Below are 13489 nucleotides of genomic sequence, written 5' to 3'. Positions count from 1 at the left end.
GCACAGCGAACGACAGAACCATGTGAAGGAGTGAACGCCACGATGGTGTTCAAGAAGCTGCTCGGAGCCCTCGGGGTCGGTGGCCCCTCGGTCGATACCGTGCTGGACGGCGGATCCGTGGTACCGGGTGGCACCCTGTCCGGTCATGTGTACCTGCGCGGCGGTCAGGCTGACGTGCACATCGACGAGATCACGCTCGATCTGGTCGCCCGCGTCGAGGCGGAGGGGCACGACGAGGAAACCGAAGGCACGGTCGTCTTCGACCGTCTCCTGGTCGGTGGCGGTTTCCGGCTGGCCGAGGGTACGGAACACAGCGTTCCGTTCTCGCTGACCGTGCCGTGGGAGACACCGCTGACCGAACTGTACGGCCAGCCCCTGGGTGTGGTGCTGGGGGTACGCACCGAGCTCGCGGTGGGCGGGGCAAAGGACAAGGGAGACCTCGACGCGCTCCAGGTGTCGCCCCTGCCGGCCCAGGAAGCCGTCCTGGAGGCGTTCGGGCAGCTGGGCTGGGGCTTCGCGTCGGCCGATCTGGAGCTCGGTCGCATCGGTGGCACCGGCCAGCAGCTCCCCTTCTACCAGGAGATCGAACTCACCCCGCCGGCGCGGTACGCGCACGCGGTGAACGAGATCGAGGTGACGTTCCTCGCCACGGCCGGTGGGATGGACGTCGTCATCGAGGCCGACAAGCGCGGCGGGTTCTTCTCCGAGGGGCATGACGCGCTCAACCGGTTCACCGTCTCGCACCACGACGTCCGGCAGACGGACTGGAACGCCGAGGTGGGCTCCTGGGTCGAGCGACTCGTCGCCGGCCACGGCTCACGGGCCGGCCACGACCCCGACCCGTACGGACATCGGTCCCCTCACGAGGACGGGCACCACGACGGGCATCACGGCTCCGGTCCTGGCACCGGAGCGGTAGTGGCCGGTGCCGCCGCGGGCGTGGCGGTCGGTGTGGTGGGCGGCATGGTCGCCGCCGAGGTCGTCGACGAGATCGGTGACGCCTTCGAGGGCGAGGAGGACGAAGCCGGCGAGGAGGAAGCCTTCGAGGACGAGTGACCCGCTCGGTTCCCGCGCGGTGGTTCAGGAGGTGACGGGCCGACCGGCACGGCACTCCATGTGAGTGGCCGTGCGCGGCCGGCCGGTTCGTGACGGCGGCCCCGCCGCCTTCACCACGTCCTCCCGAGCGGCTCGGGTTGCCCCAAGAGGCAGGACGCAATGCCCCTCGTCCGTGGGGCCGGGGGCTGGACGGCCCACGGGGCACGGCGCGAGGGTGGAGGGTGGAGGCCCGGGCCGTCCCGCCGCCGCGTCGTCGCCGCCGCGTCGCCGCCGTCGTACGGCCAGGGCCGGCGCGGTGCCCGGCCGGGCGGGGCGAGCGGCACGGACGGCTTCGGACAGGGCTTCGGACAGGGCGAGCGGCACGGTCAGGGGAGACGGAGATGCGCGGACACCACCATGAGCACGAGCACGACGAGTCCTTCCGGCCCGCGAAGGCAACGGACGCGCGGGAGTCCGCCGAGACCTCGCATCTCTTCAAGGCCGCGGCCGCGGGCCGGCCCGATGTGGTCGGGACGGCCGGGATGAGCAGCCTCCAGCGCGCCGTCGGGAACAGCGCCGTCGGATCGATGCTCGGCAGGGAACCGGAAGCCGAGGCGGAGCCGTCTCCCGCCACGCCGGCGGAGCGCTCACCCGTGCACGATGTGGTCTCCTCCGGGGGCGGTCAGCCCCTGGACACCGACACCCGCGCCGACATGGAGAGCCGGATGGGCGCCGACTTCTCCGACGTACGGGTGCACACCGACTCCGCCGCGCACGAGTCGGCGAAGGATGTCGGCGCGCATGCGTACACCGTCGGCAATCATGTGGTCTTCCAGCGGGACAGCTACGACCCGTCCTCGTCCGGCGGCCGTACGACACTGGCGCACGAGCTGACCCATGTGGTCCAGCAGCGCAGTGGCCCCGTCGACGGCTCGGAGGCACCGGGCGGCATTCGCGTGAGCGATCCGTCGGACCGCTTCGAGCAGGAGGCCGTCGCGAACGCCGACCGGGTGCTGTCGCAGCCGAGCCCGGCCGCCCCCGCCCCCGTCTCCGAGCCCGCGCCGGCAGCCGCCGCACCGGCCGCGGTGACTGCTCCCGCCGTACAGCGCGAGGCGGCGGAGGACGAGGACGAGGAACCGGCCGCGGTGCAGGGTTCCTTCGTCCAGCGCGCGGAGGAGGGGGCCGAGGAGGAGGAAGAGGCTCCGCCCGCCTGACCTACCGCGCGCCTGACGTACCGCTCGCCTGACCTACCGCTCGCCTGACCTACCGCCCGCCCGCGCGCTACTGCGCGTCCGCGCGCAGCGTCCCGCCCAGGAACAGCGACTGCGCGCAGCCCGACGGGGTCGGGGCCTTCACCGGCTTGCCCACCTGCCGGCAGTCGACGGTCATCGTGATCTCGCCGCCGGCCGGCACCAGGATGGGGGTGACGACGTGATAGTCGTAGTCGCGGAAGTTCTCCAGGGCCAGCCGCATCACCGGGGCGTCCTGGCTGGAGACCACCAGCGTTCCCGCGTCGCCCTGTGGGTTCTGGACCAAGATGTCGGTGAGTTCGAAGGTGCTGCCGGCCGGCACCTTGTAGGCGGATCCGCTGCCGGCGCCGCCGCCGACCGCGTCCCTGACCTCGACCCGGGCGCTGGTGGGGGCGCCCGCGCCCCGCGCCGTGCCGGATCCCGATCCGGAACCGGACCCGTTCTCCCCGCCCTCGCCGGATGCCCCGCCGTCGGCGCCGGCCGACGCGCCACCGCCGTTGGAGGCTCCCCCGTTGGCGCCACCGCCGTTGGCGCCACCGCCGTCCGGAGTCTTCGCCGCGGCGGACGCGACCACATCCGGAGTGATCGCCTCCCGGGCCGCCGACTTCACCGCCGGCCGCAGCAGCGCGTACCAGAGTCCGACCAGCGCGATCAGTACGACCGCCGCGAGGATGAGCGCCCGCGGCAGCCAGCTCGGCAGGATGGCCTGCTGCTCGTACGAGCCGTCGAGGACGACCGGCTCGTACGGCTCCTGACCCTCCGTCACCACCGGTGCCACGAAGACCTGGAACGGGTGGGTCACCGGGGTGCCGCGCCACAGCCGCTTGGCCGGCCGCACCCGTACCTTCCCGAAGTCCGCGTGCCCCGGCGGGATCACCAACTCGGATGCGACGAAGTCGACCCGGGCCCGCTCGGTGCCCGTACGGCCGCTGAGGCGCACGGTCACCGGGGCGTTCCCCCGGTTGTCCACGGCGAGTTGGTGCGTGCCGCGCCGGACACCGTTCGAGCTGCGGGGCACCAGCTCCGAGGTCACCTCGGTGAAGGGCGCTACGGTCACCTGCCCTTCGGGGACGACGGCCGCGCTCTGATCGCTCGTCGGCACCACCCGGATGCCGAAGGGCGTCTCGCCCGCGGGCACCGACGGGTCACGTGGCGGGCTCAGCCGGAGGGTGACGGTTCCGGAGGCGCCCGGGTAGAGGGACAGTGTCGCCGGCTCCACCGCCGCCCAGGCGGCGCAGGCTCCGACCACCTCGAAGCGGTACTCCTCGACCGTGCTGCCGGAGTTCAGGATCTGTAGGGGTACGTCCGTCTCCCCGCCCGGCTCGGCGGTGACAGTCGATGCGTCGAGGCTCGCCGTAACACTCATACGACGCACCGTAGGTCCGCGCATTCCTGGGAACAGCGGCCGGACAGGAACACTTTCGGGCAGATGTCGTGCCCATCGAGGGGCAATGGATTTCGCGTCCGGGCTTGTTGGGAATGGAGTAACTGCCGATGCGTGAGGCGCCGAGACCAGGCTGCCCAGGTCCATTACGGCCCGTGATGATGCCATCGGTTCGCATATGCGGAGGGGGAAATTCATGACAGACCGTACGATCGTCGGTTTACGCGCGCAAGATCCGATCTCCCAGGCCGGGGTGGCCAGCCAGCTACGGACCCGACCGGAGGTGACGCTGACCGGCTGGGACGAGGGGGAGCTCGATCCGCAGGTCGTCGTGGTGGTCGTGGACGTCATCGACGAGGAAGCACTGCGGATGCTGCGCAACATCCAGCGCAGCGGTAACGCCCGCGGTGTGCTGGTCGCCACCGAGATCGACGAGCAGAAATTGGTCAGCGCGGCGGAGTGCGGTGTCGCGGGCGTGGTCCGGCGCTCGGAGGCGACACCTGACCACCTGGTACGGGTCATTGTCGCCGTGGCGAACGGGGAGGGCCATGTGCCCGCCGACCTCCTCGGACGGCTGCTTGAGCAGGTGGGGAAGTTGCAGGGCCAGGTGCTCGGGCCGCGTGGCCTGCACTTCACCGGCCTTTCCTCGCGGGAGATCGACGTACTGCGGCTGGTCGCGGAGGGGTACGACACCGCCGATATCGCGACCAAGCTCGCCTATTCCGAACGCACGATAAAGAACGTTCTGCACGCGGTTATGACCCGGCTCCAATTGCGTAATCGCTCTCACGCGGTGGCATACGCACTGCGCCAAGGGCTGATTTGAGGCACGGTCGCCGGACCCGCTCTCCCGCTTTCGGTCCGGCTGCCCGAAAGGGCAGAACTCGGTTCCCGCAGGACTGACTCGCGCCCCGCTGTCCGCGGGGCGCGAGCAGGGGATGGTGAGGGCCGGTGTGCCGATCTGGGGAGGGTTCCGTGCCACGGTCTCAGCGATTCCGGCGCTCGGCGCGGACATGGTTCCGGCGCTCGGCGCGGACGCGGTGGAGGGCGGAGCGGACGACGCGGCGGACGGCCCGTACAGCCCTGCGTGTGCTGCCCTTCGCCCTGCTGCTCCTGGCCATGGGCGGCCTGCCCAGCTCGGCCGCCGAGCCGGACGTGGCGGCCGCCGCCCCCGAACCGTCCGTCACACCGGCCGTGGTGACGGAGAAGCTCAACCCGGGCGCGTCCACCGCCGTGGACAAGCTGGTCCGCACGCCCGCCATCCCGCCGAAGCCCGACATCGTGCTGCTGGTGGACGGCACGTACAGCATGGCTTCGTCGATCGAGAGAATTCAGCGGGACCTCCCCAAGATCACCTCCAGGGTGATCGAGGAGCAGCCCGAGTCCCGCTTCGCCGTGGCCACGTACGGCGACCAGGAGGTCGACGCCGACAACGGTGAGGTCTACACCGTCCTGCAGTCGCTGACGGACGACCTCGGCAAGGTGCAGGACGGCGTCGACCTGCTCGACACGCACCGCGGTGAGTTCAGCATGGGCCCCTCCGAGGACTGGATCAACTCGCTCTGGCAGATCGCCAACGGCAGCGATGGACAGACCGTTTTCCGTGCGGACGCGAGCCCGGTGGTCGTCCTGGTCGGCGATGCCTCGAGCCACGATCCCAGCATGGGCCACTCCCTCACCGACACGATCTTCGCGTTGCAGGCCCGGGGCGTCCGCGTGCTGGGCGTGGACATCGCGACCGAGATCGGCGACGGGCTCAACGGAAACGGTGACGCCGGCTACCCCGGCCAGATAGAGGACCCCCTGCACGAGCCGGGCCAGGCCGACAAGGTCATCGAGGCGACCAAGGGCAGACTGCTCCCCGATGTCGCCCCGGACGCGGTCGTGGACACGATCATCGACGGTCTCAGCAATCTGCGCACAACGGTCGGTTACCAACTGGACGACTGCGACCCCGCCCTCACGGTGACCCTCGACCCGCCCACGCGTGACGTCACCAGCGGCGACATCGCGGCCTTCGACGAGACGATCGAGGTCTCCGAGGACGCTCCGCAGGGTACGAGACTGACCTGCACGGTCCAGTTCCTGCTGGGCCCCGGTGTGCCCGCTGCGGGAAGCGCAGGCCCGGGAGCGGCGGCCGATCCGCAGCTGACGGAGACGATCAACATCGACGTCAATGACGTCGACGCGCCGGTGGTCACCGTGGACGACCGTACGGTGGAGACCAGCGACCCCGACGGTGCGCGCGTCGGCTTCACCGCCACCGCGGAAGACGCCAACGACGGTCCCCTGGCGGTACGTTGCACCCCGGCGTCGGGCTCGCTCTTCCCGGTCGGCAGCACCGAGATCAGCTGCTCCGCCACCGACGCGAACGGCAACACCGGCACCGACACGGCGACCGTCGAGGTGCTGGAGGCTCCGGTGCCGCCGGCCGCCGATGTCGCGGTGGATGTCCAGGTCACACCGGAGCGCACGTACACCGGTCGCGACGCGCGCGTCCGCTTCACCGTCACCAACGCCGGCCCGGACACGGCTACCGGTGTCATCCTCACCTCCGCCTGGCCCAGGACGCCCGACGCGGGCAAGCGCACCCTGGCCGGACTGTCACGGTGTACCCCGACCGCGCCGTGCACCGTCCCGGCGGGGGGCAGGATCGAGGTCACCCAGACGGCCACGTACCGGCAGGCGATCAGCGGAGACGTCCATGGGACCGTCGTCGCCACGCTGCCCGACCTGCGGGCGGACGACAACAGGGACCGGGACCGGCTCCGCGTCCTTCAGCCGAAGCTGACCGTGACCCCGGAGGTCGCCACACCGGGGCAGGTCGTCCTGGCGCGGGGCTCGGACTTCCCGCCGGGCGTGAACGTCCGGCTGAGCTGGAGCGCGGGCATCACTGCCACAGGGTCGCCGGTGGCAGTCGGCCGCGACGGCACCTTCGAGACGCAGGTACCGGTGCTGCGCAAGGACGTGCTCGGACCGCGCAGACTCCGCGCGGACGGCAGCGATCTCGACCGGCTGGAGAAACCGGTCCTGGTCGTCCAACGCAAGCTCCAGCCACCGGACTTCGCGGGGCGCGGATGAGCCCGCTCGCGGAGCCGAGGGCGGAGAAGCGGCTGTGATCCATGAGGTGGACGACGCACTGCGCGTGCTGCTCAGGGCCGAGGTCCTCGAAGGCGTCCAGATCGCCGTGGTGTTCGACGCGCCGACCCGCGATTGGGCGGCCAAGGTCAACGCGCCCACGGTCAATCTGTACCTCTACGACATCCGCGAGGACATGCGGCGGCGGGAACGCGGTCTGTACAACGAGTACGACGAGGGAGGCACGGTCGTCGCCCGCCGCCGGCCGCCGCGTTTCTTCAAGCTCTCGTATCTGATCACCGCATGGACCAAGCGCCCGGAGGACGAACACCGGCTGCTGTCCTCGCTCCTGGGCTGCCTGCTGCGGTACGAGGCGCTGCCGCCGGAGCGGCTGACGGGGACGCTCCAGGACATCGGGGTCGCCGTACCGATGACCATCGCGCTGCCGCCGCCGGAGGACCGCTCCTTCGCCGATGTCTGGAGCGCGCTCGGTGGCGAACTGAAGCCGTCGCTGGACCTGGTCATCAGCGTGCCGGTCACGGCGTCGCCGACCTATCCGGCGGGCCCGCCGGTGGGCGACGAGGGACTGCACGCCCGCTTCGGCGACCACCCGCCGCAGGACCGCGCGCGGCGGCAGACGCGGCGGATGCCGGGCGGCGCGGCGCTGCCGGTGTACGGATCCGGTCCCGCCGCACCGGACGGTACGGAGCGTCCCGGCGTACCGGACGGAACGGAGCGTCCCGCTGCACCGGACGGTACGGACACCGCGTCCGGACCCGCGCGACGGCCCGGTCTGTCGCTGCGCATCACGGAGAACCGAGGGGAATGACGAGCGCCACGGGACACGAGGGGCCGGACCGGGATCCGAATCGGGAGCCAAATCGGGATACGGAGCGGGATGCGGACCTGGATTCGCAGCGGGATCCGACCCGGGATGCGGACCTCCGCCATCTGCTGGCCCGCGCCGTCCTCGTCGAGCAGCGCGTCCGCCGCGCGGTCGAGGCCAGGCAGCTCACCGACCCCCACCCGGACGACGCTTTCCGCGGCCTGTATCTGACCGAGGAGACGATCACCCGGCTGCTCGACGAGGGCCGTACGTTCCCCGTACCCGACGAGAGCGACGCGGCCCGGCTGGCTGAGGCCGAGACCCTCACCGGCGGCGATCACCCGTCCCGACTCGCCCTGCTGGCCGAGGAGTTCGGCCTCAGCACCCTCGATGTCGAGATCCTGCTCATCGCGCTCGTACCGGACCTGGACGACCGGTTCGAGGCGTTCTACGGCTACCTCAACGACGATGTCACCCGCCGCCGCCCGACCACCGGCCTCGCCCTCGGCCTGTGCGGACTCTCCCCCGCGGACTCCGCCGCCCGCGCCCGTCTCGGACCCCGAGCGCCGCTGCGGTCCGGCGGACTCCTGCTGGTGGAGGAGGCGGACCGGCCGTTCCTGGGACGTGCGTTGCGGGTACCTGACCGGGTCACCGCGCACCTCCTCGGCGACGACACCCCCGACCCCCGGCTGGCCGATCTGCTGGCCCCGTGGCATGCCGTACCGGGCGTGGGCGACCCCGCGCCGCTCGCCCGTATCCTCGGCTCGGCCGTCCACCTGGCGTATCTCCGCGAGGACCAGGGCGGCGCCGGTACGGCGCTGGCCGCCACCGCGCTGAGCCTCGCGGGGCGCGGCGTACTCGGTCTCGACCTGTCCCGGCTGGCGGAGGACCCGACGCCGGCCGAAGCCGTACGCGCACTGGTACGGGAGGGCCGGCTGACCCGATCGGGCCTGGTGTGCGCCCCGCTGGACGCGCTCTCCCGCGACCACCCGCAGACGCTGCGCCTGCTGACCGACACCCCGCTCCCCACGGTTCTGGTGGGCCGCGCCCCGTGGGACGCCGCCTGGTCGGTCCGCCCGCCGCTGCTCCTGCACGCGCCCCGGGTGGAGCCCGCCGTACGGGCCGCGCTCTGGCACGACGCGTACGCCGCCCCCGTCCCTGCCGGTCTCGATGTCGGCGTACTGCTCTCCCCGTTCCTCCTCACCCCCGGCCAGATCGAGGGAGCGGCCCGCAGCGCCGCCCAGACGGCGCAGCTGGACGGCGGAGTTCTCGGATCCGACCACATCCGCCAGGGCGCCCGCGCCCAGAACGCCGCGGGCCTCGACCGGCTGGCCCGCCGCATCGAACCCTCCGTGACCTGGGACGACCTGGTTCTCCCCCCGGATGCCCACGCCCAACTCCGCGAACTCACCGCCCGCGCTCGCTACCGGGACCAGGTCCTGGGCGAGTGGGGCATGCGCCCCGGCGGCGGCCGCGGCCGGGGCGTATCGGCCCTCTTCGCGGGCGACTCCGGCACCGGCAAGACGATGTCGGCGGAGGTGATCGCGGCCGACCTGGGCCTCGACCTCTACACGGTCGACCTCGCCACGGTCATCGACAAGTACGTCGGCGAGACGGAGAAGAACCTCGAACGCATCTTCTCCGAGGCGGCCGGTGTGAACGGCGTCCTGCTCTTCGACGAGGCGGACGCCATCTTCGGCAAACGCTCGGAGGTGAAGGATGCCCACGATCGCTACGCCAACGTCGAGAGCGCCTATCTCCTGCAACGTATGGAGTCCTTCGACGGCCTCGCCATCCTCGCCACCAACCTCCGCGCCAACCTGGACGACGCCTTTACCCGCCGCCTCGACCTGGTCGTCGACTTCCCCATCCCGGACGCCGGACAACGCCGTCTCCTCTGGGACCGCTCCCTGGGCCCGCTCCTCCCCCGCGGCTCCGGCCTCGACCTGGACTTCTGCGCCACGTCCTTCGAACTGGCCGGCGGCAACATCCGCTCGGTGGCCGTAACCGCGGCCTATCTGTCAGCGGAATCCGGCACCCCGGTGACCATGCCCACCCTGATCCACGCGATCCAACGGGAGTACCAGAAACTGGGCCGCCTCACCCTGGCGTCGGAGTTCGGCCCGTACCTCGGCCTGCTGACCTGAGCCCTCGACCTGCTGACCTGAGCGCGGTGCGCGCGACGAGGCCGCAGGCCGTACCGCCGGGTCGGGGGCCACCGTGGCGCCGTGCCCGGGGCCAGCGTGGCGCCGGGTCGGGGGCCACCGTCGTTCAGGACCTGGGCCGGAAGTTGCTCCTGCTCGTCTCTTCCCCGGCGACCGTGGCCACACAGCGAAAGACGCGTGAGCCCCGATCGAACTCCGCCTGAGAGGGCGGGAGTACATCGACGGTCCAGCGCTCCGGTGCGACGTCGAGCGCCGCGCCCCGCCTCGACTCGGCCATCACTTCGCGGGAACACAGCCTGCGGACCACGGGGTGCTTCGCCAGTTCCTTCTGGTTGTTCGTCATGCCGTCCAGCGGCAGCGGCGCGATGGCGAAGGTCTCCCAAGGGTGCTGGACCGTACAGTCCGACCGGTTGATGGTGATGAATCCCGAGATCACCACCATGCCGCCCCAGCACTCCGCGGTCGTGGGACAGCGCGCGTCCGCGCCGGCGACGGAGGCGGCGGAACAGCCCTCAGTGACCGTCGGCACCGTGAAGTCGTGCCCGGCGGCGGCCTGCGAACCCTTGGCCGAGACGGCTGCGTCCTTCTCCGGGGAATCTTCCCCCTTGCCGAAGTCGAGGAGCGCGACGGCACCGACCGAACCGAGGCCGATCACCGCCAGCGCGGCGGCCGAGGCAATCCACAACGTGCGCCGGGTGCGCGGAGTGCGCCGGGTGCGCGGCGCGCGCGTCGTCGGCGGACCTTCCGTGGTCTGCTGCCGCACGGTGGCTCGTATTACGTGCTCTCGTACCGTCTGCGGGACGGTGTTCAGCGTGGGCAGCTCGACAGCGGCGAGGGCGTCGCGCAGCGCCGCGGCGCTGGGCAGGCGTTCGGCCGGATCGGCCGCCAGAGCTGACCTGAGTACGTCCATCAACGCGGCTGGCACACCGGGCAGATCGGCAATGGGGTCGGTGTGCCGGACGATCAGTTCCGTGACGCTGAGCTCGCCCACGTCCGGGTAGTGCGGCGGAAGGCCACGCAGCAGGGCGTAGAGGGTCGCGCCGAGCGCGTACACGTCCCCGACCGGGGTGGGATCCTCCAACCGGAACGCTTCGGGCGGTGCGTACGCCGGGGTCAGCGCCTCCCTCGTCGCGGAGAGCTCATGGCCGGGACGGGGCATCGCGGCCAGCCCGAAGTCGGCGAGGGCGACCGCGCCGAACTGATTGATCATAATGTTGCCGGGCTTCACGTCCCGGTGCAGCACCCCGGCACTGTGCGCCGCGGCGAGCGCGTCGGCGATACGCACCCCGATGTCCCGCGCCGCCTCCGGCGTGAACGCGCCGTGCTCACGGAGCCGGTCCGCGAGCGAACCGTTGGAGCACAACTCCAGCACCATGTAGGGCCGGCCGTCCCCGAGCACTCCCGCGTCGTACAGCGCGACGACATGCGGATGTCCCGACAACTGCCCCGCCGCGGTGACCTCGCGCATGAACCGCCGACGGCTCCGCTCGGACGACAGCACCCGGTCATCGATCTTGAGCGCGACCTCCCGCTGCACGGACAGCTGACGCGCCCGGTACACAGTGGCGAAGCCACCCTCGCCGAGCACGTCGGCAACCTCATACCCCGGCACTTCGGTCCGTCCGGCCCACATCGCGCTGCGTTCCCCCAGGTCCCCCTGGCTCCCCCAGGAAAGCCCGCCCAGCCGGCAGGCGAGGGCCCGACTGTAGCCCACGGTGAGCAGGGGCGGCCCGCTCACCCCAGGAGCCTGCCCAAACCGCACAAGCTCAGAGGTCAGGGCACTAGGTAGCCCAATTTTTGACCAGTCAGGGACGCAGCGATGAGTTTTCCCGGCCCGGCAGGTCTCACCACCGTTGTCGCCCCATCACAGGAGGAACGCGTGGCTCAGTTGCTGAGAGTCCAGAATTTCAATGTCTCGAGTGACGGAATCGGTGCCGGTGAGGACCAGACCCTCGAGAGGCCGTTCGGTCATGTCGAGCCGGAGAGGCTGTTCGCCTGGGCCGGCGCCACGGCGAGCTGGCCCATGCGCACCGACCCCGGGGGGAGCCGGGGCCTGGACGACTACCTCACGCGGGACTACGCCCGCAACATCGGCGCCGAGATCATGGGCCGCAACAAGTTCGGGCCCCAGCGCGGGCCCTGGCAGGACCATGAGTGGCAGGGCTGGTGGGGCGACGAGCCCCCGTTCCGCACCCCGGTATTCGTCATGACCCACCACAAGCGTCCTTCGCTCACGCTGTCCGACACCACGTTTCACTTCGTCGACAGCGACCCGGCCACGGTCCTCGAACAGGCCCGGGAGGCCGCGCAGGGCAAGGACGTCCGACTCGGCGGCGGGGCTACCACCATCCGGCAGTTCCTCGACGCCGACCTGGTCGACACCCTGCACGTGGCGGTCTCACCGATGAAGCTCGGGTCCGGAGTACGACTCTGGGAGTCCCCCGATGAACTGCTCGACCGGTTCCACCTGGATGTCGTTCCCAGCCCGAGCGGGGTGACACACCACCTGTTCTGGCGAAAGTAACCGATCCTCAGGGCTACCCCCGGGCCGGCTGTTTCGCCTCCGGGGGCTGCCCTGAGGCGGTCCGTCACCCCACCCGCCAACTCGTCGCGAAGGAAGCGAACGGCTTCCGCAGCCAGACCCTCGCCGCAGCGCCCGCCTCGTTGACCTGGTGAACACGATGGACCCCAAGCTCGTCGCCGCGGCCTTCGGAATGGACCCGCCGGCCACCCTGATCTATCTCGTTGACCACGTCGATCCGGGCCGTGAAACGGCTCTGCCAACGCGCCACCGGGCGTGATCTACTGCCGGATATGCCGCTGCTGATGCTTGACCTCGACAACACTCTGGTCGATCGCGATGCGGCCTTCCGGGACGCGACGGCCGCCTTCTTGGCCGAGCACGCACTGCCTGAATCCGAGTGATGTCCGTCGATGCCAGCGGATACACACCCAGGCAGGTTGTCGCCCAGGCCATGGCAGAGCGTTACGGAGCGTCTCTGCCAGAAAGCGCCATCCGTATCCTTCTCGATACTGGCGCCGCAGATCGGGTTGTCCTCCCCGAGGCCATCCGCGGCGCGCTCGGAAAAGCGGTCGCCGATGGCTGGACCTGCGCGATTGTCACCAACGGCCCCACTGCGCAGCAGGAAGCGAAGATTCGGAACAGCGGACTCGACAAGCTCGTCCACGGCTGGGCGATCTCCGAGGAAGTCGGCCAGAAGAGGCCTGCACCGGAGATCTTCAGAGCAGCAGCGGCAGCCGTCGGAGCGTCCCTCCATGGCGCCTGGGTAGTCGGCGACTCGCCCCAAGCCGACATCGCTGGTGCGAACGGACTGAATCTTCGAAGCATTTGGGTGTCGAGCGGTCGTCCTTGGACCGAGACGTCATACCGCCCCACCCTTGTCGCTGACGATGCCGCATCCGGGATCAACTTCATCACCAGCATGCCGACATAGCCAGCACCGACCGAGCCAACCAGCGTGTTCCAGGCCGAACTTGTAAGATTTCGATGCGATCTGGCACAGGTTCACCGGAACAAGTGCGCCTTGCCGAAGGACTCGTTGGACGCGATGGCCCTCCACACCCTCGCCCCAGGCATCGACCGCGACCGCGACGCCGTCATCGCCGGCCTGACCCTCCCCCTGGAACTCCGGCGTCGTCGAAGGCCATGTCAACCGGATCAAGATGCTCAAGCGCCAGATGTTCGGGCGCGCAGGTCTGTCAGTTCCTCCGTTCTCATGGTCTGCTCATT

The 13489-nt window shown here is 70.7% G+C and carries 11 protein-coding genes; 9 read left to right on the top strand and 2 right to left on the bottom strand.

Translation table 11 applies throughout. From position 1 onward, the window contains the following. The first annotated feature begins 42 nt into the window (after nucleotides 1–42). Together ACZ6MZ_RS27955 and ACZ6MZ_RS27950 are read left to right on the top strand one after the other, a co-directional pair. Nucleotides 43–1056, top strand: a complete 1014-nt coding sequence (locus ACZ6MZ_RS27955; protein WP_469355069.1) for a sporulation protein — start codon at nucleotides 43–45, stop codon at nucleotides 1054–1056. 380 nt (nucleotides 1057–1436) lie between these two features. Beyond that, the gene (locus ACZ6MZ_RS27950; RefSeq protein WP_469355067.1) at nucleotides 1437–2249 is read left to right on the top strand and encodes an eCIS core domain-containing protein; all 813 of its coding nucleotides are present in this window, start codon (nucleotides 1437–1439) and stop codon (nucleotides 2247–2249) included. Between the two features lie 67 nt (nucleotides 2250–2316). On the opposite strand, the gene ACZ6MZ_RS27945 is transcribed toward ACZ6MZ_RS27950, so the two are convergent. Continuing rightward, a complete protein-coding gene (locus ACZ6MZ_RS27945) occupies nucleotides 2317–3651 on the bottom strand; it encodes a COG1470 family protein (RefSeq protein WP_469355065.1) in 1335 nt (444 codons plus the stop codon). Between the two features lie 214 nt (nucleotides 3652–3865). Here ACZ6MZ_RS27945 and ACZ6MZ_RS27940 point away from each other — a divergent pair, with 214 nt between their 5' ends. From ACZ6MZ_RS27940 to ACZ6MZ_RS27925, 4 genes are all read left to right on the top strand, one after another. Next, nucleotides 3866–4495 carry a helix-turn-helix transcriptional regulator gene (locus tag ACZ6MZ_RS27940; protein WP_384180798.1) on the top strand — a complete coding sequence of 210 codons (630 nt, stop codon included), beginning with the start codon at nucleotides 3866–3868 and terminating at the stop codon, nucleotides 4493–4495. Between the two features lie 263 nt (nucleotides 4496–4758). Next, the gene (locus ACZ6MZ_RS27935; protein WP_469355063.1) at nucleotides 4759–6750 is read left to right on the top strand and encodes an HYR domain-containing protein; all 1992 of its coding nucleotides are present in this window, start codon (nucleotides 4759–4761) and stop codon (nucleotides 6748–6750) included. 34 nt (nucleotides 6751–6784) lie between these two features. Beyond that, complete coding sequence (locus ACZ6MZ_RS27930; RefSeq protein WP_469355061.1) at nucleotides 6785–7576, top strand: Pvc16 family protein; 792 nt, start codon at nucleotides 6785–6787, stop codon at nucleotides 7574–7576. Continuing rightward, a complete protein-coding gene (locus ACZ6MZ_RS27925; RefSeq protein WP_469355058.1) occupies nucleotides 7573–9720 on the top strand; it encodes an ATP-binding protein in 2148 nt (715 codons plus the stop codon). The genes ACZ6MZ_RS27930 and ACZ6MZ_RS27925 overlap by 4 nt, the downstream gene beginning before the upstream one ends. A 124-nt stretch (nucleotides 9721–9844) precedes the next feature. Here the strand turns inward: ACZ6MZ_RS27925 and ACZ6MZ_RS27920 are convergent, their stop codons facing one another. Then, nucleotides 9845–11476, bottom strand: coding sequence for a serine/threonine-protein kinase (locus ACZ6MZ_RS27920; RefSeq protein ID WP_469355056.1), 1632 nt, complete (start codon nucleotides 11474–11476; stop codon nucleotides 9845–9847). 141 nt (nucleotides 11477–11617) lie between these two features. Here ACZ6MZ_RS27920 and ACZ6MZ_RS27915 point away from each other — a divergent pair, with 141 nt between their 5' ends. The 3 genes from ACZ6MZ_RS27915 (at nucleotide 11618) to ACZ6MZ_RS27905 (ending at nucleotide 13193) form a co-directional block, all read left to right on the top strand. Further along, nucleotides 11618–12262: a dihydrofolate reductase family protein gene (locus ACZ6MZ_RS27915; RefSeq protein WP_384180810.1), complete on the top strand. Its 645-nt coding sequence runs from the start codon at nucleotides 11618–11620 to the stop codon at nucleotides 12260–12262. A 221-nt stretch (nucleotides 12263–12483) separates the two neighbouring features. Next, nucleotides 12484–12663 (top strand): hypothetical protein, encoded by a 180-nt coding sequence (locus tag ACZ6MZ_RS27910; RefSeq protein ID WP_469355053.1) that lies wholly within the window; start codon nucleotides 12484–12486, stop codon nucleotides 12661–12663. Then, a complete protein-coding gene (locus ACZ6MZ_RS27905) occupies nucleotides 12663–13193 on the top strand; it encodes an HAD family hydrolase (protein WP_469355051.1) in 531 nt (176 codons plus the stop codon). Before ACZ6MZ_RS27910 ends, ACZ6MZ_RS27905 begins: the two co-directional genes overlap by 1 nt. Nucleotides 13194–13489 lie beyond the last annotated feature (296 nt).

This window comes from Streptomyces sp. NPDC042201, assembly GCF_055582185.1.
This window is presented reverse-complemented; position numbering and strand designations above follow the sequence as displayed.

Excerpts from the sequence above, each read along its gene's own strand:
- ACZ6MZ_RS27940 (WP_384180798.1), top strand. The coding sequence starts at position 3,866 with ATGACAGACCGTACGATCGTCGGTTTACGCGCGCAAGATCCGATCTCC.
- ACZ6MZ_RS27925 (WP_469355058.1), top strand. The coding sequence starts at position 7,573 with ATGACGAGCGCCACGGGACACGAGGGGCCGGACCGGGATCCGAATCGG.
- ACZ6MZ_RS27950 (WP_469355067.1), top strand. The coding sequence starts at position 1,437 with ATGCGCGGACACCACCATGAGCACGAGCACGACGAGTCCTTCCGGCCC.
- ACZ6MZ_RS27955 (WP_469355069.1), top strand. The coding sequence starts at position 43 with ATGGTGTTCAAGAAGCTGCTCGGAGCCCTCGGGGTCGGTGGCCCCTCG.
- ACZ6MZ_RS27945 (WP_469355065.1), bottom strand. The coding sequence starts at position 3,651 with ATGAGTGTTACGGCGAGCCTCGACGCATCGACTGTCACCGCCGAGCCG.
- ACZ6MZ_RS27905 (WP_469355051.1), top strand. The coding sequence starts at position 12,663 with ATGTCCGTCGATGCCAGCGGATACACACCCAGGCAGGTTGTCGCCCAG.